This is a genomic window from Pseudomonas sivasensis, assembly GCF_013778505.1.
Classification (GTDB): domain Bacteria; phylum Pseudomonadota; class Gammaproteobacteria; order Pseudomonadales; family Pseudomonadaceae; genus Aquipseudomonas; species Aquipseudomonas sivasensis.
Map to the genome: position 1 here is coordinate 96,983 of NZ_JAAOWU010000001.1, position 19,154 is coordinate 116,136.

16 protein-coding genes are annotated in these 19,154 nt (G+C 58.1%); 5 read left to right on the top strand and 11 right to left on the bottom strand.

What is annotated here, in order from left to right; translation table 11 throughout:
• Window positions 1–3 precede the first annotated feature (3 nt).
• From G9Q84_RS00455 to rpsB, 10 genes are all read right to left on the bottom strand, one after another.
• The gene (locus G9Q84_RS00455) at window positions 4–507 is read right to left on the bottom strand and encodes an OmpH/Skp family outer membrane protein (RefSeq protein ID WP_003172279.1); all 504 of its coding nucleotides are present in this window, start codon (window positions 505–507) and stop codon (window positions 4–6) included.
• A 45-nt stretch (window positions 508–552) separates the two neighbouring features.
• Window positions 553–2,940, bottom strand: coding sequence for an outer membrane protein assembly factor BamA (bamA, locus tag G9Q84_RS00460; RefSeq protein ID WP_095184009.1), 2,388 nt, complete (start codon window positions 2,938–2,940; stop codon window positions 553–555).
• A 74-nt stretch (window positions 2,941–3,014) separates the two neighbouring features.
• Complete coding sequence (gene rseP, locus G9Q84_RS00465) at window positions 3,015–4,367, bottom strand: sigma E protease regulator RseP (RefSeq protein WP_095184008.1); 1,353 nt, start codon at window positions 4,365–4,367, stop codon at window positions 3,015–3,017.
• A 53-nt stretch (window positions 4,368–4,420) separates the two neighbouring features.
• Window positions 4,421–5,611, bottom strand: coding sequence for a 1-deoxy-D-xylulose-5-phosphate reductoisomerase (gene ispC, locus G9Q84_RS00470; protein ID WP_095184007.1), 1,191 nt, complete (start codon window positions 5,609–5,611; stop codon window positions 4,421–4,423).
• Window positions 5,608–6,417, bottom strand: a complete 810-nt coding sequence (locus G9Q84_RS00475) for a phosphatidate cytidylyltransferase (protein ID WP_032891652.1) — start codon at window positions 6,415–6,417, stop codon at window positions 5,608–5,610. Before G9Q84_RS00475 ends, ispC begins: the two co-directional genes overlap by 4 nt.
• On the bottom strand, window positions 6,418–7,173 hold the full coding sequence (gene uppS / locus G9Q84_RS00480) for a polyprenyl diphosphate synthase (protein WP_032891653.1): 756 nt from the start codon (window positions 7,171–7,173) through the stop codon (window positions 6,418–6,420). It abuts the gene before it with no gap.
• A gap of 16 nt (window positions 7,174–7,189) precedes the next feature.
• Window positions 7,190–7,747 carry a ribosome recycling factor gene (gene frr, locus G9Q84_RS00485; protein WP_016974404.1) on the bottom strand — a complete coding sequence of 186 codons (558 nt, stop codon included), beginning with the start codon at window positions 7,745–7,747 and terminating at the stop codon, window positions 7,190–7,192.
• On the bottom strand, window positions 7,744–8,487 hold the full coding sequence (pyrH, locus tag G9Q84_RS00490; protein WP_003189161.1) for a UMP kinase: 744 nt from the start codon (window positions 8,485–8,487) through the stop codon (window positions 7,744–7,746). Before pyrH ends, frr begins: the two co-directional genes overlap by 4 nt.
• Before the next feature lie 211 nt (window positions 8,488–8,698).
• Window positions 8,699–9,562: a translation elongation factor Ts gene (gene tsf / locus G9Q84_RS00495; RefSeq protein WP_032891654.1), complete on the bottom strand. Its 864-nt coding sequence runs from the start codon at window positions 9,560–9,562 to the stop codon at window positions 8,699–8,701.
• Window positions 9,563–9,754: 192 nt separating this feature from the next.
• Window positions 9,755–10,492 (bottom strand): 30S ribosomal protein S2, encoded by a 738-nt coding sequence (gene rpsB, locus G9Q84_RS00500; protein WP_003189158.1) that lies wholly within the window; start codon window positions 10,490–10,492, stop codon window positions 9,755–9,757.
• A gap of 387 nt (window positions 10,493–10,879) precedes the next feature.
• Here rpsB and map point away from each other — a divergent pair, with 387 nt between their 5' ends.
• The 3 genes from map (at window position 10,880) to dapC (ending at window position 15,783) form a co-directional block, all read left to right on the top strand.
• The gene (gene map, locus G9Q84_RS00505) at window positions 10,880–11,662 is read left to right on the top strand and encodes a type I methionyl aminopeptidase (RefSeq protein WP_032891656.1); all 783 of its coding nucleotides are present in this window, start codon (window positions 10,880–10,882) and stop codon (window positions 11,660–11,662) included.
• Window positions 11,663–11,726: 64 nt separating this feature from the next.
• A complete protein-coding gene (locus G9Q84_RS00510) occupies window positions 11,727–14,429 on the top strand; it encodes a [protein-PII] uridylyltransferase (RefSeq protein WP_032891658.1) in 2,703 nt (900 codons plus the stop codon).
• A gap of 154 nt (window positions 14,430–14,583) precedes the next feature.
• Window positions 14,584–15,783 carry a succinyldiaminopimelate transaminase gene (dapC, locus tag G9Q84_RS00515; protein WP_099601271.1) on the top strand — a complete coding sequence of 400 codons (1,200 nt, stop codon included), beginning with the start codon at window positions 14,584–14,586 and terminating at the stop codon, window positions 15,781–15,783.
• A gap of 9 nt (window positions 15,784–15,792) precedes the next feature.
• Here the strand turns inward: dapC and G9Q84_RS00520 are convergent, their stop codons facing one another.
• Window positions 15,793–17,436, bottom strand: a complete 1,644-nt coding sequence (locus tag G9Q84_RS00520; protein WP_181642732.1) for a Na+/H+ antiporter — start codon at window positions 17,434–17,436, stop codon at window positions 15,793–15,795.
• A 225-nt stretch (window positions 17,437–17,661) separates the two neighbouring features.
• Here G9Q84_RS00520 and G9Q84_RS00525 point away from each other — a divergent pair, with 225 nt between their 5' ends.
• The gene (locus tag G9Q84_RS00525) at window positions 17,662–18,024 is read left to right on the top strand and encodes an ArsC family reductase (protein WP_032891665.1); all 363 of its coding nucleotides are present in this window, start codon (window positions 17,662–17,664) and stop codon (window positions 18,022–18,024) included.
• A gap of 32 nt (window positions 18,025–18,056) precedes the next feature.
• A complete protein-coding gene (gene dapD, locus G9Q84_RS00530; protein WP_032891666.1) occupies window positions 18,057–19,091 on the top strand; it encodes a 2,3,4,5-tetrahydropyridine-2,6-dicarboxylate N-succinyltransferase in 1,035 nt (344 codons plus the stop codon).
• Window positions 19,092–19,154: the final 63 nt, after the last annotated feature.

A 19,154-nucleotide genomic window follows, 5' to 3' on the forward strand; every position in this document is an offset into this window, starting at 1 on the left:
GGCTTACTTCAGCTGGTTCATGCGCTCGATCACCTGGCGGGTGATGTCGTATTGAGGTTTGACGTCAATTACTGCGCCACGCTCGAACACCAAGTCAAAGGCACCTTTCTTGATGACTTCTTCCACAGCGCTGTCGAGTTTCGGCTTGAGCTGCTTGAGCATTTCACGGTCGGCAACAGCCTTGGCTTCGTTCAGCTCCTTGGATTGGAACTGATAGTCACGGGCCTTTTGCTTGAACTCAAGCTCCAGACGCTCGCGCTCGCCTTGCTGCATTTTGTCCCCACCCGCTACCAGACGATCCTGGATGCCCTTGGCGCTGCTTTCCAGCGTCTTAAGCTTGGTCAGTTGCGGACCGAATTTCTTCTCGGCATCCACGGCGTATTTTTTGGCCGCATCGGATTCCAGCAATGCCATCTGATAGTTCAGAACGGCGATTTTCATTTCGGCGAAGGCCGGGGTGGTCACCAGCACGGTGGCCAGCAGAACCAATTGAGTCAACTTACGCACGATGTACTCCTACAGAATCCGTTGTCGTTATCTTGGGTCAGACGCTTAGAACGTCTGGCCGAGGGAGAATTGGAAAATCTGGGTTTCAGCGTTATCCGGTTTCTTGATCGGCATGGCCAGAGCAAAGCTCAACGGACCAAGCGCAGTCACCCAAGTAACACCTACACCCACGGAGCTCGCCAGGTTGGTCAGGCTCACGTCGTTGCACTGAGTGTTGGATTTAACACCGCTCGGGTTTCTAATCTGCTCGCACTTAGAGTCGAACACGTTACCCACGTCCCAGAACACGGACGTACGCAGCGAACGCTGATCCTTGACGAATGGCAGCGGGAACAAAATCTCCGCGCCGCCCTGGATCAACACGTTACCACCGAACGGCAGTGGGTCGTTGTCGGAGTCAGCCACAGTGCCTTGGTTACCGGTTACGCCAGCACCTCGGCTCGGAGTACCACGAGGACCCAAGGTGCTGTCTTTGAAGCCACGTACGGAGTTGAAGCCACCCGCATAGTAGTTCTCATAGAACGGCAAACCATTGGTCGAACCATAACCGTCGCCATACCCCAGCTCAGTGTGCAGGCGCATGGTGTAGTTGTCGCTCAGCGGCTGGAACAACTGACCACGGTAGTCGAGCTTGAAGAACGACAGGTCGCTGCCCGGCGTAGTGGTTTCCAGAGTCAGGCTCTGGGAATGGCCACGGGTTGCCAGTACACCTTTGTTCAGGGTCGACTCGGACCAGCCAGCAGACGCCTTGAAGTTCAGGAACTTGTCACCTTCACGACGAGTGAAGTCGAAGATTTCGTCCACGGTGTAGACACCGGTCTTGATCTCATCCTGCTGCGCGGTCAGGCCGAAGGTCAAACGCGAGGTTTCGCTGATCGGATAACCGACGTTGACACCCGCGCCAAGGCTGTCGATTGCATAGCTTGCAACGTCAACATCGAGGTCTTTGTAGTCGGTGGTGCGGTAGAAGGCGTTGTAGCCCAAGCTCACACCGTCAGCAGTCCAGTAGGGGTCGGTATAACCAAAGTTATATCGGCTCTGGTATTCGCTTCGAGTCAGGCCGATAGACACACGGTTACCGGTACCGAGGAAGTTGTTCTGGGTGATGGAACCACCGAGGATCAGACCTGCGCTTTGTGCAAAGCCGACGCTGGCAGTGATAGAACCCGATGCTTGCTCTTCTACTGCGTAGTTAACGTCAACCTGGTCATCCACGCCCGGTACAGCCGGGGTTTCAACGTTGACTTCCTTGAAGAAACCCAGGCGCTCAAGACGGGTCTTGGATTGGTCGATCAAGTACGTCGACGCCCAGCCACCTTCCATCTGACGCATTTCACGGCGCAGCACTTCATCCGCAGACTTGGTGTTGCCACGGAAATTGATACGGTTCACGTAGGCACGCTTACCTGGGTCGACCACAAAGGTAATGTCCACTGTGTGATCATCATCGTGCGGGGTCGGTACGCCGTTGACGTTGGCGAAGGTATAGCCTTCGTTACCCAGACGACGGGTGATCAGTTCGGACGTGGTGGTCATCAGCTTACGCGAGAACACCTGGTCTTTCTGCACCAGCAGCAGGGACTTGACCTGGTCTTCAGGCACTTTCAAGTCGCCGCTCAGCTTGACGTCACGAACCTTGTACTTCTCGCCTTCGTTGACGTTAACGGTGATATAGACGTGCTTCTTGTCCGGGGTGATGGACACCTGGGTCGACGCGATATCCATATTGATATAGCCACGGTCCAGGTAGTACGAGCGCAGACGCTCCAGGTCACCGGAGAGTTTTTCACGGGCGTACTTGTCGTCGTTCTTGAAGAACGACAGCCAGTTGGTGGTCTTGAGCTCGAAGAGGTCGATCAGGTCGTCATCAGCAAACTTGGTGTTACCCACCACGTTGATGTGCTGAATGGCCGCCACGGTGCCTTCGTTGATGTTGACCTTGAGGCCGACACGGTTACGAGGCTGCGGGACCACTTCCGTCTCCACGGTCGCCGAGTAGCGGCCCTGGGCAACGTACTGACGCTGCAGTTCGTTACGCACACCTTCAAGAGTGGCGCGCTGGAAGATCTCGCCCTCGGCCAGGCCGGACTGCTTGAGGCCCTTCATCAGGTCTTCAGTAGAGATCGCCTTGTTACCTTCGATCTCGATACTGGCGACAGAAGGTCGCTCGACGACGGTGATGACCAAGACGTTACCTTCGCGCCCCAGTTGGATGTCTTGAAAGAAACCGGTTTTGAACAGCGCACGAGTGGATTCCACCAGGCGACGATCATCAGCCTGTTCACCGACGTTCAACGGTAATGCACCAAAGACGCTACCCGCGGAAACCCGCTGGAGGCCGTTGACGCGAATATCGGAGATGGTGAAGGACTCGGCGTGAACTTCGGCGATCATCAATACGGTGAGAACCGCAGTTAGCAGCAGACGTTTCATGAAGTCCTTTCTTATTCCAACTGGCAATAAACAAACTGCCGCAAAATGCGGCAGATTCGCAATTCAGCGAAGCGTTACAGTCGACCCAGATCGTTGACCAAGGCTAATAACATCACCCCGACAACCAAACTGATACCGATCTGTATCCCCCAACCCTGCACTCGATCTGACAAGGGGCGACCACGCACCCACTCGACCAGATAAAACAACAGATGCCCCCCATCCAGTACAGGAATGGGCAGCAAATTCAGAACACCCAGGCTAATACTCAGATAAGCCAGGAAATTCAGGAAATCCGCGACACCCGACTGGGCAGAAGCGCCCGCCACTTTAGCAATGGTTATCGGTCCACTCAAGTTTTTTACCGAGAGCTCGCCGAACAACATTTTCTTGAGGGATTCCAGGGTCAGTACGCTCATGGTCCAGGTGCGTTTTGCACCCTCGCCAATCGCCGCCAACGGCCCGAAGCTGACCTCGCGCACCATTGATGGCGGCCACTCCGGACTCTTGACGCCAGCACCCAAGTACCCCCCGGCTGCCTTGGCTTCGCCACGCACCGCCAGAGTAACGGGAACGTCGATTTGAGCACCGTCGCGCTCAATTTTCAGCACAATTTTGGTATCAGGGCGTACACGAACCAGATCGACCACTTGCTGCCATTCACCCAGCGCCTGGCCATCGAGGGCCAACAGACGATCGCCGGTTTTCAGACCTGCAGCCTGGGCTGGCCCCTTCGGATCCAGCTCGGCAAGGACCGGCGGCAGTGCCGGACGCCACGGACGAATACCCAAGGACTTGATCGGATCAGGCTCATCAGCGCCTTTGAGCCAATGATCCAAGGCCAACGACCGCGGGATTTCGGCGCTGGAGTCCTGCTCACGCACCACAACATTAACAGTGCCGCTTTCACCCAAACGACGCACCAACTGCAAATTGACCGCCCCCCAACCCGTGGTCGGTTCGCCATCAATAGACACAATTTCCTGGCCAGCGACCAGGCCAGCCTTGGCAGCGATACTGTCCGCCTCAACCGCGCCGATAACTGGACGCACCTGCTGGCTGCCCAGCATGGCCAACACCCAGAAGAACAGCATCGCCAGCAGGAAGTTGGCGATCGGACCAGCGGCAACGATAGCGATACGCTGACGAACGGTCTTGCGATTAAAGGATTGGTCCAACTGATCAGCCGGCACTTCGCCTTCGCGCTCATCGAGCATCTTGACGTAGCCACCCAACGGGATGGCCGCAATCACAAACTCGGTGCCACGACGGTCGTGCCAGCGAACCAGCGGCATGCCGAAACCGACGGAAAAACGCAGTACCTTGACGCCGCAACGACGCGCCACCCAGAAGTGGCCGAATTCGTGGAAGGTGACCAGCACACCCAGAGCAACCAGGGTGCCGACAATCATGTAAAGCGCACTCATCTAATTTCTCCGCAATCCGATCCAGTACCCGAAGGCTCAAGCGCGCCCACAGACTAACGCGTGTTGCGGCTCAACCATTGCTCGGCCAAGGTCCGCGCCTTGGTATCTGCCTCAAATACCGCCCCGAGGTCATTTACAGCCACCACAGGCTCAAGACTCAAAACGTCCTCGATAATACTCGCGATCTGCGGAAAGCGGATGCGCCGTTCGAGAAACGCCGCCACGGCCACCTCATTGGCCGCATTGAGCATCGCTGGCGCACTGTTACCCGCCTCCGCCGCCTGCCGCGCCAAGCGCAGACAAGGAAAGCGCTGTTCGTCCGGCGCTTCAAAATCCAGGCGAGCAACTGCAAACAGGTCGAGTGGCGCCACGCCGGAATCAATCCGCTCCGGCCACGCCAGGGCATTAGCGATCGGCGTACGCATATCGGGATTGCCCAATTGGGCCAAGACTGAACCATCCACGTAGTCGACCAAGGAATGAATCACGCTTTGCGGGTGAATAACCACCTCGACCTGATCCGGCCGCGCATCGAACAACCAGCAGGCCTCGATCAATTCCAGGCCCTTGTTCATCATGCTTGCCGAATCCACGGAGATTTTGCGGCCCATGGACCAGTTCGGATGGGCGCATGCTTGATCCGGAGACACATGCTCCAGCTCTACCAACGGAGTTTGCCGGAAAGGCCCACCGGAAGCGGTCAGCAGAATCCGACGAACGCCTACCTGACTCAAGCCACGAGCATAGTCTCCGGGCATGCACTGAAAGATTGCGTTGTGCTCACTGTCTAACGGCAACAGCACCGCACCGCTTTTACGCACCGCCTGCATAAAGAGCGCGCCAGACATCACCAGCGCTTCTTTATTGGCCAGCAGGATTTTTTTGCCCGCGTCGACGGCAGCCAAGGTTGGGCGTAAGCCGGCGGCACCGACAATAGCGGCGACTACAGTGTCCACCTCGGCATCGGCCGAGACCTGACACAATCCCGACTCGCCTACCAGCACCTGTGTGGCAAGTCCGGCAGCCCGCAGGTCATCCTGCAGGCCCTGCGCTGCCGCTGCTTCAGGCACCACAGCAAAGCGAGGCGCATGACGCACACACAGCGCCAGCAGCTCGCTCAGACGGGTGAATCCCGTCAGGGCAAACACTTGATAGCGATCAGGGTGACGAGCGATCACATCGAGGGTGCTCAACCCTACCGAGCCGGTTGCGCCCAACACGGTTACTTGCTGCAGACGGCTCACGAAGCAGTCATCCACAACAGCACGGCAAAGATCGGAATAGCAGCGGTAAGGCTATCAATACGGTCCAGCACCCCACCGTGCCCTGGCAGCAGATTACTGCTGTCCTTGACCCCGGCCTGGCGCTTAAACATGCTTTCAGTGAGGTCGCCCACGACCGAGATGAACACGACGATAGCCGTACCCAGAAGAGCCAGGAAGATGTCCGTTACTGACCAATCCCGCACCACACCGACCACCAAAGTGATCAGCAGGGTCAATGCCAGGCCGCCGTAAACCCCTTCCCAACTCTTGCCCGGACTGACTGCCGGTGCCAGCTTGCGCTTACCGAATGCCCGTCCCGAGAAGTAGGCGCCGATATCTGCGCCCCACACCAGCACCATCACCGCCATGATCAGCCAATTGCCCATCGGCGAGTTCTTGATCTCCACTAACCCTTGCCAGGCTGGCAACAGAATCAATAAGCCAATCACCAACTTGCTGGCAACACTGGACCAATGACCACTGCTGCGCGGAAACGTCAACACCAGATAGGTCGCAAGCGCCCACCACAGCACCGCAGCACCCAGCACCCAAGGCACGATGATGCTCGACAGGGTGTGCATCAGAAACAGTAACACCGCTACGACAGCGGCATACACCAAGCGCGGCAATTGCGCGTTGAAACCTGCCAAGCGTGCCCATTCCCAGGCGCCCAAGGTTACGACCAGCCCGATAAATAGGGCAAAACCGGACCCATCGAGCAGGAAAAACCCACATAAGGCGATCGGCAACAGGATGAGCGCTGTGATGATTCGTTGTTTAAGCATTTAAACCCGGGCTCCAGCTTCGACCTGCTCACTCGTTTTACCGAAGCGACGCTGGCGGGAAGCGAAATCGGCCAGCGCAGTACGCATGGCATCGTGTTTGAAGTCCGGCCAGAACAGGTCGGAGAAGTACAGCTCGGTGTAGGCCAACTGCCACAGCAGGAAATTGCTGATGCGATGTTCACCGCCGGTACGGATGCACAAGTCAGGCAATGGCAGATCACCGGTCACCAGGCAGGTTTGCAACAGTTCAGGCGTGATGTCGTCCGGTCGAAGATGACCGGCTTGCACTTCGCGAGCCAGCCGCTGTGCAGCCTGGGCGATATCCCACTGGCCGCCGTAATTGGCTGCGATCTGTAGCACAAAACGGTTGGCGCCAGCCGTGATGGCCTCCGCCTCGCGCATGGCCGCCTGCAGCTCCGGGTGGAATCGCGAGCGATCACCGATGATGCGCAGACTGATATTGTTGTCATTAAGGCGCTTCGCCTCACGACGCAACGCCTTGAAGAACAGATCCATCAAGGCGCTGACTTCTTCGGCGGGCCGCTGCCAGTTCTCACTGGAGAAGGCGAACAAGGTCAACACCTCGACCTTGGCCTCGGCACACACCTCAATCACAGCCCGCACCGCATCGACACCCGCTTTATGCCCGGCGACACCCGGCATAAAGCGTTTCTTCGCCCAGCGATTATTCCCATCCATGATGATCGCGACATGGCGCGGCACCAAAGAGGGTACAGTCTGCTTGGTCTTTTCCATGAAGGCGTCCTGACCCTTATACGGCCATCAGGTCCTTTTCTTTTTCTTCCGTGGCCTTGGTGATCTGGGCCTCGGCATCTTTGGTCAGCTTGTCGATATCAGCGACGGCACGACGCTCTTCGTCTTCGCTGATCTCCTTGTCCTTAACCAGTTTCTTCAGGTCACCCAGGGCATCACGACGGATGTTGCGCACAGCAACGCGTGCATCTTCAGCCGCGCTACGTGCCTGCTTGGTGAAGCCCTTGCGGGTTTCTTCGGTCAAGGCAGGCATGGAGATCAGCAGCAGTTCGCCCAGGTTGGTCGGATTGAGGTTCAAGCCGGCACTCTGAATCGCCTTGTCGACCGCAGCGAGCATGTTGCGCTCGAAAGCCACGACCTGCAGGGTGCGCGAATCTTTAACGGTAACGTTTGCCACGCCGCTCAGCGGAGTGTCAGCGCCGTAGTAAGGCACCATCACGCTGCCCAGAATACTCGGGTGCGCCTTGCCAGTACGAATCTGGCCGAATGCATGGCTCAAAGATTCCAGGGATTTCTGCATACGCGCTTGGGCGTCTTTCTTGATTTCATTGATCATTGTTGGCCTTCCTCGATCAGAGTCCCTTCCGCGCCGCCGTGTACGATATTCAGCAGGGCGCCGGGCTTGTTCATATTAAATACGCGCAGCGGCATCTTGTGGTCGCGGCACAGGCAAATAGCCGTCAGGTCCATGACACCCAGCTTGCGATCCAGCACTTCATCGTAGGTCAGATGATCGAACTTCTCGGCATGCGGGTCTTTGAATGGGTCTGCGGTGTACACACCGTCTACCTTGGTTGCCTTCAAAACCACGTCAGCGTCAATTTCGATGGCACGCAGGCACGCCGCCGAATCAGTGGTAAAGAATGGGTTACCGGTACCAGCGGCGAAGATCACCACTTCTTTTGAGTTCAAATGGCGCATGGCTTTGCGACGATCATAGTGATCGGTCACACCCACCATGGAAATAGCCGACATCACGATAGCCGAGATATTGGCACGCTCCAGGGCATCACGCATCGCCAGGGCGTTCATCACAGTGGCCAGCATGCCCATGTGGTCGCCAGTGACCCGATCCATACCGGCCGCACTCAGCGCCGCGCCACGGAACAGGTTACCGCCGCCGATCACCAAGCCGACTTGCACGCCGATACCAACCAGTTGGCCGACTTCCAGCGCCATGCGGTCGAGCACCTTGGGATCGATCCCGAACTCTTCCGAGCCCATCAGGGCCTCGCCGCTGAGCTTGAGTAGAATGCGTTTATAGCGAGCCTGATAACCACTGCCCTGCTGAGCCATTGCGAATCTCTCCTGCGGCGTATTTTTTAAAAATTCTTGGCGAGCCGTTTACGGCTTGCGTTCACTCTAGCTGGACGCTCTCACAGCGCCATCGGAACACGGCTTTGTAAGCCAGTTCCGAGGGTAAGCCAAATTAATTCGGCCTGCCCATTTGAAAAGAGGCTGCGCGCGTGAGCGGGCAGCCTCTTTCGGGCGACAGTTGAAAACTGTCTTATTGCTTGGCGGCAGCCAGCTGGGCAGCAACTTCTTCAGCGAAGTTGTCGACCGGCTTCTCGATACCGTCGCCTACTTTGAAGTAAGTGAAGGAAACGATTTCAGCACCGGCTTTCTTAGCCAGTTCGCCAACCTTGATTTCAGGGTTCTTAACGAACGCCTGCTCAACCAGGCTTGCTTCGGCCAGGAACTTGCTGATACGGCCTTTGACCATATTTTCAACAATGTTTTCTGGCTTGCCTTTGATTTTTTCTTCGTTCAGCTGCAGGAACACAGCCTTTTCGCGCTCGATCGCTTCGGCAGAAACTTCCGAAGGCAGCAGGAACTCTGGGTTGCTGGCCGCTACGTGCATAGCGATGTCTTTAGCCAGCTCAACGTTGCCGCCCTTCAGGACAACTGCAACACCGATCTTGTTGCCGTGCAGGTAACCACCAACAACGTCACCTTCAACGCGTACCAGGCGACGGATGTTGACGTTTTCGCCAACTTTGCCGACCAGTACCAGGCGTGCAGCTTCTTGTGCTTCGATCAGCGGAGCGACGTCAGTCAGTTTGTCGTCGAACGCTTTATCAACGCTGGCAGCAACAAATGCCTTGAAGTCGTCTTGCAGAGCCAGGAAGTCGGTCTGCGAGTTCACTTCCAGCAGAACAGCAGATTTGCCGTCTTCTTTCAGAGCGATAGCGCCTTCAGCAGCCACGTTGCCTGCTTTCTTGGCAGCCTTGATTGCGCCGGAAGCACGCATGTCATCAATTGCTTTTTCGATGTCGCCGTCAGCCTTTTCCAGGGCTTTCTTGCAATCCATCATGCCTTCGCCGGTACGCTCACGCAGTTCTTTAACCAACGCTGCAGTAATTGCTGCCATTTTCAAATTCCTCTTGGATAGGTTTTCAACCATTCCACCCGATCGAACGGGGGATCAATTCTTCCCGAACCACCCTTGTAGGCCGCTGCACGTTACAGATGATGTAGCTGCGCTGCGCACAAATGGTTTTCGAGGGGGCAAAAAGGGGGCCAAGCCCCCTTTTTGCTTACTGAGTCAACGCCAGGGCGTCAATTACTCAGCTGCGGCTACCGGAGCTTCTTCAACGAACTGCTCGGTACCACCAGCAACGTGGTTACGACCACGGATTACAGCGTCAGCCATCGAACCCATGTACAGCTGGATAGCGCGGATTGCGTCATCGTTGCCTGGGATGATGTAGTCAACGCCTTCCGGGCTGCTGTTGGTATCGACTACGCCGATAACAGGGATGCCCAGCTTGTTGGCTTCGGTGATCGCGATGCGCTCGTGATCAACGTCGATAACGAACAGTGCGTCAGGCAGACCGCCCATGTCCTTGATACCACCCAGGGAACGATCGAGCTTTTCCAGGTCACGGGAGCGCATCAGCGCTTCTTTCTTGGTCAGCTTGGCGAAAGTACCGTCTTCGGCTTGCACTTCAAGGTCACGCAGACGCTTGATGGAAGCACGGATGGTTTTGAAGTTGGTCAGCATGCCGCCCAACCAGCGGTGATCGACGTACGGCGAACCGCAACGTGCTGCTTCTTCAGCAACGATCTTGCCAGCGGAACGCTTGGTGCCGACGAACAGAATCTTGTTTTTGCCCTGGGCCAGACGCTCTACGAAAGTCAGAGCTTCGTTGAACATTGGCAGGGTTTTTTCAAGGTTGATGATGTGGATCTTGTTACGCGCGCCGAAAATGTATTTACCCATTTTCGGGTTCCAGTAACGGGTCTGGTGACCGAAGTGCACACCGGCCTTCAGCATATCGCGCATATTGACTTGGGACATGATAGTTCCTTAATAAGTCGGGTTTGGCCTCCACGTATCCCAATGACCAACCAGCGGCATCAAGGCCTCCGGCACCCAGGTCATCGTGTCGACACGTGTGTGGATTTAAGCTCTTCGGGGCATCCCCGGAAAGCGGCGCATTTTATACCACACGAAGGGCGAAAACGAAACCCGCAATCACATTTGGCGTGCGCGGCTTATGCGCAACCCTTTGAATAGAGCGGATATAGCCCCACCTTATAGAGAGAAGCGATCGTCAGGGGCTCATGATTTGCCGCCCGCGTCTGTTAGAATCGCGTTTTTTGGGGCTTTTGCGAATTCTGTAACCTTTTGTCGCGCGCCCGTAAACCGTATTGATTTCAGCGCTTCGCGCTAGAGAGAGCCTGTATGACCGTTAGTTTGAAAACCGCCGAAGACATTGCCGGCATGCGCATTGCCGGCAAACTGGCTGCCGACGTGCTGGAAATGATTGCCGAGCACGTCAAGCCGGGCGTCACCACGGACACCCTCAACCAGATCTGCCATGACTATATCGTCAATGTGCAGGGTGCCATTCCTGCGCCGTTGAATTACAAGGGCTTCCCCAAGTCAATCTGCACGTCGATCAACCATGTGGTCTGCCACGGTATTCCGTGCGACAAACCCCTGAAGGACGGCGACACCCTGAACATCGACGTCACCGTGATCAAGGATCGCTACTTCGGCGATACCAGCCGCATGTTCCACGTCGGCACCGTGCCGGTCTGGGCCGAACGCCTGTCCCAAGTCACCCAGGAATGCATGTACAAGGCGATCGAAATCGTCAAACCCGGCTGCCGCCTGGGCGATATCGGTGAAGTGATCCAGAAGCACGCTGAAAAGAACGGCTTCTCGGTGGTACGTGATTTCTGCGGCCACGGCATCGGCACCGTGTTCCATGAAGAGCCACAGATCCTGCACTACGGCCGCGCCGGCACCGGCATGGAGCTCAAGGCAGGCATGACCTTTACCATCGAGCCGATGATCAACCAGGGCAAAGCCGACACCAAGGTGCTGGGCGACGGCTGGACCGCCATTACCAAGGACCGCAAGCTTTCGGCGCAGTGGGAACACACCCTACTGGTCACCGAAACCGGCTACGAGATCTTCACACTGCGCGCCGACGATACGATCCCACGCGTTTCAGCCTGAAGGTTGCCCAGGTTTTCCCAAAGCGTGTTGTGACTGACTGATAGATAGAAAGGAAAGCCGATCGATGCCCCAGGTGGATCCCGAACTCTTCGACCGTGGCCAGTTCCAGGCCGAATTGGCCCTGAAGGCAAGCCCCATCGCCGCCTTCAAGAAGGCGATCCGCCAGGCCCGCGAAGTGCTCGACGAGCGCTTTCGTAGCGGCCGCGACATCCGCCGGCTGATCGAGGACCGTGCCTGGTTCGTCGACAACATCCTTCAAAAGGCCTGGGAACAGTTCAACTGGAGCGAAGACGCCGACATCGCCCTGGTGGCCGTTGGCGGCTATGGCCGTGGCGAACTCCACCCCTACTCCGATATTGATCTGCTGATCCTGCTGGACAGCGCCGATCATGAGATCTTTCGCGATTCCATCGAGCGTTTTCTGACACTGCTGTGGGACATTGGCCTGGAAGTCGGCCAGAGCGTGCGCTCGGTGGACGAGTGCGCCCAAGAGGCCCGTGCCGACCTCACCGTCATTACCAACCTGATGGAAAGCCGCACCATCGCCGGCCCAGAGCGCTTGCGCCAGCGGATGCTGGAAGTCACCAGCACCGCGCATATGTGGCCGAGCAAGGACTTCTTCCTGGCCAAACGCGCCGAGCAGAAAGCCCGGCACCACAAGTACAACGACACCGAATACAACCTGGAGCCCAACGTCAAAGGCTCGCCCGGCGGGTTGCGCGACATCCAGACGATTTTGTGGGTCGCCCGTCGCCAGTACGGCACCCTTAACCTGCGCGCCCTGGCCGGCGAAGGTTTTTTGGTAGAGAGCGAAAACGCCCTGCTAGCCTCGTCCCAGGAATTCATTTGGAAAGTGCGCTACGCCCTGCACATGCTCGCCGGGCGCTCCGAAGATCGCCTGCTGTTCGATCATCAGCGCTCCATCGCCACGCTGCTGGGCTTTGAGGGCGAGGACGCGAAGACCAGCATCGAAAGCTTCATGCAGCAGTACTACCGGGTGGTGATGAGCATCGCCCAGCTCAGCGACCTGATCATCCAGCACTTCGAAGAAGTGATCCTGGCCCCCGAGGATGAGGCGCCGCCGCAGCCGATCAATGCGCGTTTCCAACTGCACGACGGCTATATTGAGGCGCGCAATGACAACGTGTTCCGCCGCACCCCATTCGCCATGCTGGAAATCTTCGTATTGATGGCCCAGCAGCCGGAAATCAAAGGCGTGCGCGCGGATACTATCCGCCTGCTGCGGGAAAACCGTCACTTGATCGACGATGATTTTCGCAACGACATCCGCAACACCAGCCTGTTTATCGAGCTGTTCAAGTGCAAGATTGGTATCCACCGCAACCTGCGCCGCATGAACCGCTACGGCATCCTGGGGCGCTACCTTCCGGAGTTCGGCTTTATCGTCGGGCAGATGCAGCACGACCTGTTCCACATTTATACAGTGGATGCGCACACCCTTAATCTGATCAAGCACCTGCGTAAGTTGCAGTACACCCAGGTGTCAGAGAAATTCCCGCTGGCCAGTAAGCTTATGGCCAAGCTGCCCAAGCCGGAGCTGATCTACCTGGCCGGCCTGTACCACGACATCGGCAAGGGCCGGCATGGCGACCACTCGGAAGTCGGCGCGGTCGACGCCGCAGCCTTCTGTCAGCGCCACCAGTTGCCGCAATGGGATAGCCGCCTGATCGTCTGGCTGGTGCAGAACCACCTCGTGATGTCGACCACCGCACAGCGCAAGGACTTGTCCGACCCGCAGGTGATCCACGATTTCGCGCAAGCTATCGGCGATGAAACCCGCCTCGACTACCTCTACGTGTTGACCGTTTCCGACATCAACGCCACCAACCCGACACTGTGGAACTCGTGGCGCGCCAGTCTGTTGCGCCAACTGTACACAGAGACCAAGCGCGCCCTGCGCCGTGGTCTGGAGAACCCGGTGGACCGCGAAGAGCAGATCCGCCGCACCCAAAGCGCGGCCCTGGATATCCTGGTGCGCGGCGGCAACGATCCGGATGACGTCGAGCAACTGTGGTCGCAACTGGGTGACGATTACTTCTTGCGACACACCGCCGGCGATGTGGCCTGGCACACTGACGCGATCCTGCAGCAGCCCGCCGATGGCGGCCCGCTGGTGCTGATCAAGGAAACCACCCAGCGCGAATTCGAAGGCGGCACGCAGATCTTCATCTACGCGCCCGACCAGCACGACTTCTTTGCCGTGACGGTAGCGGCCATGGACCAGCTCAATCTGAACATCCACGATGCCCGGGTGATCACTTCCAGCAGCCAGTTCACCCTCGACACCTACATCGTGCTCGATACCGAAGGCGAGTCCATCGGCGACAACCCGACGCGGGTGAAAAAGATCCGCGAAGGCCTCACCGAAGCCCTGCGTAACCCGGACGACTATCCAACGATCATCCAGCGCCGGGTGCCGCGCCAACTGAAGCACTTTGCCTTTGCGCCCCAGGTGACCATCTCCAACGATGCGCAGCGCCCAGTGACGGTGCTGGAACTCAGCGCACCGGATCGCCCAGGCCTGCTGGCGCGGATCGGCGGGATTTTCCTGGAGTTCGACCTGTCATTACAAAATGCCAAGATTGCGACCCTGGGCGAGCGCGTGGAAGACGTGTTCTTTATTACCGACGCCGACAACCAGCCGCTGTCCGACCCGGAACTGTGCCGCCGTTTGCAGGAGGCTATCGTCCAGCAGTTGAGCGTGACCCAAGAGCCCGGTGTCGAGCTGACGCGCCTGACGTTTTGAACGGGGCTTATATGGGAGAGGGCTTACCCCCAAAAGCAGCGGATCAGAAACCTATTAGCTGACTGACACACCTTAATCGGGAGCAAGCCCCCTCCCACAGTTGGACCTGCAGCGCCCGACAGACCGCATTACCAATGAATTGAACGAGATTCTCATGAACAACGCCCTGAACCAGTTGCAGCCCTACCCGTTCGAGAAATTGCGCGCCCTGCTGGGCAGCGTCACACCCAACCCGGACAAGCGCCCGATTGCCCTGTCCATCGGTGAACCCAAGCACAAATCGCCCACGTTCGTGGCCGAGGCACTGAGCAGCAACCTTGATCAGATGGCGGTGTACCCCACCACCCTGGGCATCCCGGCACTGCGCGAGGCCATTGGCGCCTGGTGTGAACGTCGCTTCAACGTGCCCAAGGGATGGCTTGACCCAGCGCGCAATATCCTGCCGGTCAACGGCACCCGCGAAGCACTGTTCGCCTTCACTCAGACCGTAGTCAACCGTGGCGACGATGCACTGGTGGTCAGCCCGAACCCCTTCTACCAGATCTACGAAGGCGCCGCGTTCCTTGCCGGTGCCAAGCCGCACTACCTGCCATGCCTGGATGAGAACGGCTTCAACCCGGACTTCGACGCCGTGACACCAGACATCTGGAAACGCTGCCAGATCCTGTTCCTGTGCTCCCCCGGCAACCCGACCGGCGCACTGATCCCGGTTGAGACCCTGAAAAAACTGATCGCCCTGGCCGACGAACATGACTTCGTCATCGCCGCCGACGAGTGCTATAGCGAGCTGTACTTTGACGAACAAACCCCGCCGCCGGGCTTGTTGAGCGCCTGTGTTGAACTGGGTCGCCAGGATTTCAAGCGCTGCGTGGTATTCCACAGCTTGTCCAAACGCTCCAACTTGCCGGGCCTGCGCTCTGGTTTCGTGGCCGGTGATGCCGAGATCCTCAAGGCCTTCCTGCTGTACCGCACCTACCACGGCTGCGCGATGCCGGTGCAAACCCAACTGGCGAGCATTGCCGCCTGGCAGGACGAAGCGCACGTACTGGCCAACCGTGACCTGTATCGCGAGAAATTCGAAGCCGTGCTGACCATCCTCAAGCCGGTGCTGGATGTACAAAGTCCCGACGGTGGCTTCTACCTGTGGCCAAATGTGAATGGCGACGATGCCGCGTTCTGCCGCGACCTGTTCGTTGAAGAACACGTCACCGTGGTCCCAGGTTCGTACCTGTCGCGGGAAGTGGATGGCGTCAACCCTGGGGCTGGCCGCGTACGCCTGGCGCTGGTCGCACCGCTGGCCGAGTGCGTGGAAGCAGCTGAACGGATTCGGGATTTCATTCAGCGTCGTCGGTAAGCAATCGGGTCATTTCACTTGGCCCAGATTCGCCTCACTCATATCCAGCTCCCCCAACACCTCCCTCAAGACGTCATCACCAATCTGGTGATGACGGCTCAAGCTGTACAACTCCAAACGTTGCGCGCGCAGGGCCTTGAGCCGCAGTTTTCGCTCAAGCAGGTCCATGTGCCTCGCCAGCGCCTGGGCCTCGGCGGAGTCATTGAACACCTCCAACTGATGACGATATTCCGACATCAGCCGCGCCTTGAGCTCCGTAGCCAGCGCCGCCTGTGCGGCGTCGGAGGTTTGCGACTCTACGGGCTCTTCCGCCTCCAGTGCGTGAATCGCTGCCACGGCGGTCTTTTTCCACGCCTCCCGCACTTCCTTATGACGCTTCTCATCGGGGCTCTTTTCGATACCGCGCAGCAACAGTGGCAAGGCAATGCAGGCGGCGACCAGTGATAGCAGGATCACCCCGGCCGCGATAAAGATCAGCAAATCACGCTCAGGAAAATCTTTGCCTGGCGCCAACAGCAAAGGCACCGACATCACACCCGCCAGGGTCACAGCACCGCGCACACCGCCGACCGTCAAGAGCCAACAGGATCGGGCGGTTGGCACCAACGTCAGATCACTTTTACCTCGCAGGCGCCGCAATAACCCCGACAGCCTCCAGATGCTCTGCACCCAGATAAAACGCAGCACCACCAGCACCAGGAAAATCGCAATCACATCCAGGCAGCGGTAAAACAGCGTCGGCCATAGCGTGGCTTCATGGCTCACCACGGCTTTGATGATGTCCGGCAGTTGCAATCCCAACAGCAGGAAGATCAAGCCATTGAAGGCAAACTCCAGCAACGACCAGACGCTGCGGTTAAGCAGCCTTGTGCTGGTCTGGCGTGGCAGCAGGTCCAGCCAGCTTTGCATCATGCCCGCCGCCACTGCCGACAAAATCCCTGAGGCGCCCAACCGTTCAGCCAATACATAAGCGGCAAACGGCAACAGCAACATAAACACCACATGAGTCGCCGGATCGTCCCAGCCCCGCGCAATCATCCATGCGCGCAGGCGGCCGACCAGCCAACTCAACGCCACACCGATCGCCAGGCCACCGACGGCCACCAACACGAAGGTCAAGCTCGCATCGGCCAGGGAGAACACGCCGGTCAGTGCCGCTGCCAAGGCAAACTTGAAGGTCACAAGGCCCGACGCATCATTCATCAAGGCTTCGCCCTGGAGCATATGCATCAATGGCGTGGGCAAACGATTCTGGGAAATGGCCGACACTGCCACCGCATCCGTCGGCGACAATACGGCCGCCAGGGCGAAGGCCACCGGTAACGGGATCGTAGGCAAAATCCAGTGAATGAAGTATCCGGCGCCGACTACCGTGAACAGCACAAGGCCCACGGCCAGCGTCAGAATCGGGCCCCGCAGACGCCACAATTCGCGTTTGGGCATGCGCCAACCGTCAGAAAACAACAAAGGTGGCAAGAACAGGAACAGGAACAGTTCAGGGTCCAGCGCCACATGCAGGCCCAGCGTTGGCCAAGCCAACAAGGCTCCGGCGGCGATCTGCACCAGCGGTAACGGCAGAGGAATGACACGTCCGACCAGACGCGAAACGCTGACCAGCATCAGCAGGATAAGAACGGTGTAGGCGGTTTGCATAACGCGGGTTTCCCGGACGATCGACTTGCAACGACACACATCAGGCAACAACTGGCAGTTGAAGTGCCATATTACCCAGCTATGTTACGCGGCTATGCCACGCACTGGCTTTTGCACATAAGTCGCACAAAGCCGTGGGTCCTGCTGACGAGCGGCACCCAAACCCGCTGGTCGTGGCATAATCCCGGACCTTTCGTTTTGAGCATCCTAAAAGGGGGCAATTCCTTGACCGCTTCAAGCAAAACGTTGCACCTTTTCGGCATCAAAGCCTGCGACACCATGAAAAAAGCGCGCACCTGGCTCGATGAGCATGCTGTGAGCTATGAGTTCCACGACTACAAAACGGTCGGTATCGACCGCGAACACTTGACCCAATGGTGCAACGAGCACGGTTGGCAGGTGGTTTTGAACCGTGCGGGCACCACCTTTCGCAAACTCGAAGACGAACGCAAAGCCGATCTCGATCAGTCGAAAGCCATTGAATTGATGCTCGCGCAACCTTCGATGATCAAGCGCCCGGTGCTTGATCTCGGTGACAGAACCCTGATTGGCTTCAAGCCAGAAAGTTATTCGGCGGCCCTCAAGTAGGCCAGCCCTTCCATTTTTGTAGAGGTAATAGCATGTCCCATTCCCTGTTCAGCCTGGGCTTCGGCGTCGGCACTCAGAACCGCCAAGGTGCTTGGCTGGAAGTTTTTTACGCACAACCGCTGCTCAACCCATCGGCTGAAATCGTCGCGGCCATCGCGCCGATCCTCGGTTACTCCGAGGGTAACCAGGCGATCACCTTCACCGTGACCCAGGCCCTGCAACTGGCCGACGCGCTCAAAGGCGTCGACGCCACACAAGCCGCCCTGCTGAGCCGCCTGGCAGAAAGCCACACGCCTCTGGTCGCCACCCTGCTGGCCGAAGACGCCGCGCTGACCTCCACGCCTGAGGCCTACCTCAAGCTGCACCTGCTGTCCCACCGCCTGGTCAAGCCTCACGGCCTGAGCCTGGCTGGCGTGTTCCCGCAACTGCCGAACGTGGCCTGGACCAGCCAGGGCGCGATCGACATCAGCGAACTGGCCGAACGCCAGCTGGAAGCACGCCTGCGTGGCGAGTTACTGGAAGTGTTCTCGGTAGACAAGTTCCCGAAAATGACCGACTACGTCGTCCCGGCCGGCGTGCGTATTGCTGACGCGGCACGTATCCGCCTGGGCGCCTACGTAGGCGAAGGCACAACGGTGATGCACGAAGGTTTCGTCAACTTCAACGCTGGCACTGAAGGCCCGGGCATGATCGAAGGTCGTGTATCGGCTGGCGTATTCGTTGGCAAGGGCTCGGACCTGGGCGGCGGCTGCTCCACCATGGGCACCCTGTCGGGCGGCGGCAACATCGTGATCAAGGTCGGCGAAGGCTGCCTGATCGGCGCCAATGCCGGTATCGGTATCCCGCTGGGCGACCGCAACACCGTGGAATCGGGTCTGTACGTCACCGCCGGGACCAAGGTTGCGCTGCTGGATGAGCAGAACCAACTGGTCAAAGTGGTCAAGGCGCGCGAGCTGGCCGGCCAACCGGACCTGCTGTTCCGCCGTAACTCCGAGACCGGTGCAGTGGAGTGCAAAACCCACAAATCGGCCATCGAACTGAACGAAGCGCTGCACGCTCACAACTAAGCAGCCACTCGATGCCACTAGCGGGCCCCGACCCTGGGGCTCGCTTATACGAGTTTTGAACAC

Excerpts from the sequence above, each read along its gene's own strand:
- uppS (WP_032891653.1), bottom strand. The coding sequence starts at position 7,173 with ATGGAAAAGACCAAGCAGACTGTACCCTCTTTGGTGCCGCGCCATGTC.
- G9Q84_RS00520 (WP_181642732.1), bottom strand. The coding sequence starts at position 17,436 with ATGCAAACCGCCTACACCGTTCTTATCCTGCTGATGCTGGTCAGCGTT.
- G9Q84_RS00510 (WP_032891658.1), top strand. The coding sequence starts at position 11,727 with ATGCCCCAGGTGGATCCCGAACTCTTCGACCGTGGCCAGTTCCAGGCC.
- frr (WP_016974404.1), bottom strand. The coding sequence starts at position 7,747 with ATGATCAATGAAATCAAGAAAGACGCCCAAGCGCGTATGCAGAAATCC.
- dapD (WP_032891666.1), top strand. The coding sequence starts at position 18,057 with ATGTCCCATTCCCTGTTCAGCCTGGGCTTCGGCGTCGGCACTCAGAAC.
- G9Q84_RS00475 (WP_032891652.1), bottom strand. The coding sequence starts at position 6,417 with ATGCTTAAACAACGAATCATCACAGCGCTCATCCTGTTGCCGATCGCC.
- rpsB (WP_003189158.1), bottom strand. The coding sequence starts at position 10,492 with ATGTCCCAAGTCAATATGCGCGATATGCTGAAGGCCGGTGTGCACTTC.
- tsf (WP_032891654.1), bottom strand. The coding sequence starts at position 9,562 with ATGGCAGCAATTACTGCAGCGTTGGTTAAAGAACTGCGTGAGCGTACC.
- bamA (WP_095184009.1), bottom strand. The coding sequence starts at position 2,940 with ATGAAACGTCTGCTGCTAACTGCGGTTCTCACCGTATTGATGATCGCC.
- dapC (WP_099601271.1), top strand. The coding sequence starts at position 14,584 with ATGAACAACGCCCTGAACCAGTTGCAGCCCTACCCGTTCGAGAAATTG.
- map (WP_032891656.1), top strand. The coding sequence starts at position 10,880 with ATGACCGTTAGTTTGAAAACCGCCGAAGACATTGCCGGCATGCGCATT.
- pyrH (WP_003189161.1), bottom strand. The coding sequence starts at position 8,487 with ATGGCTCAGCAGGGCAGTGGTTATCAGGCTCGCTATAAACGCATTCTA.
- rseP (WP_095184008.1), bottom strand. The coding sequence starts at position 4,367 with ATGAGTGCGCTTTACATGATTGTCGGCACCCTGGTTGCTCTGGGTGTG.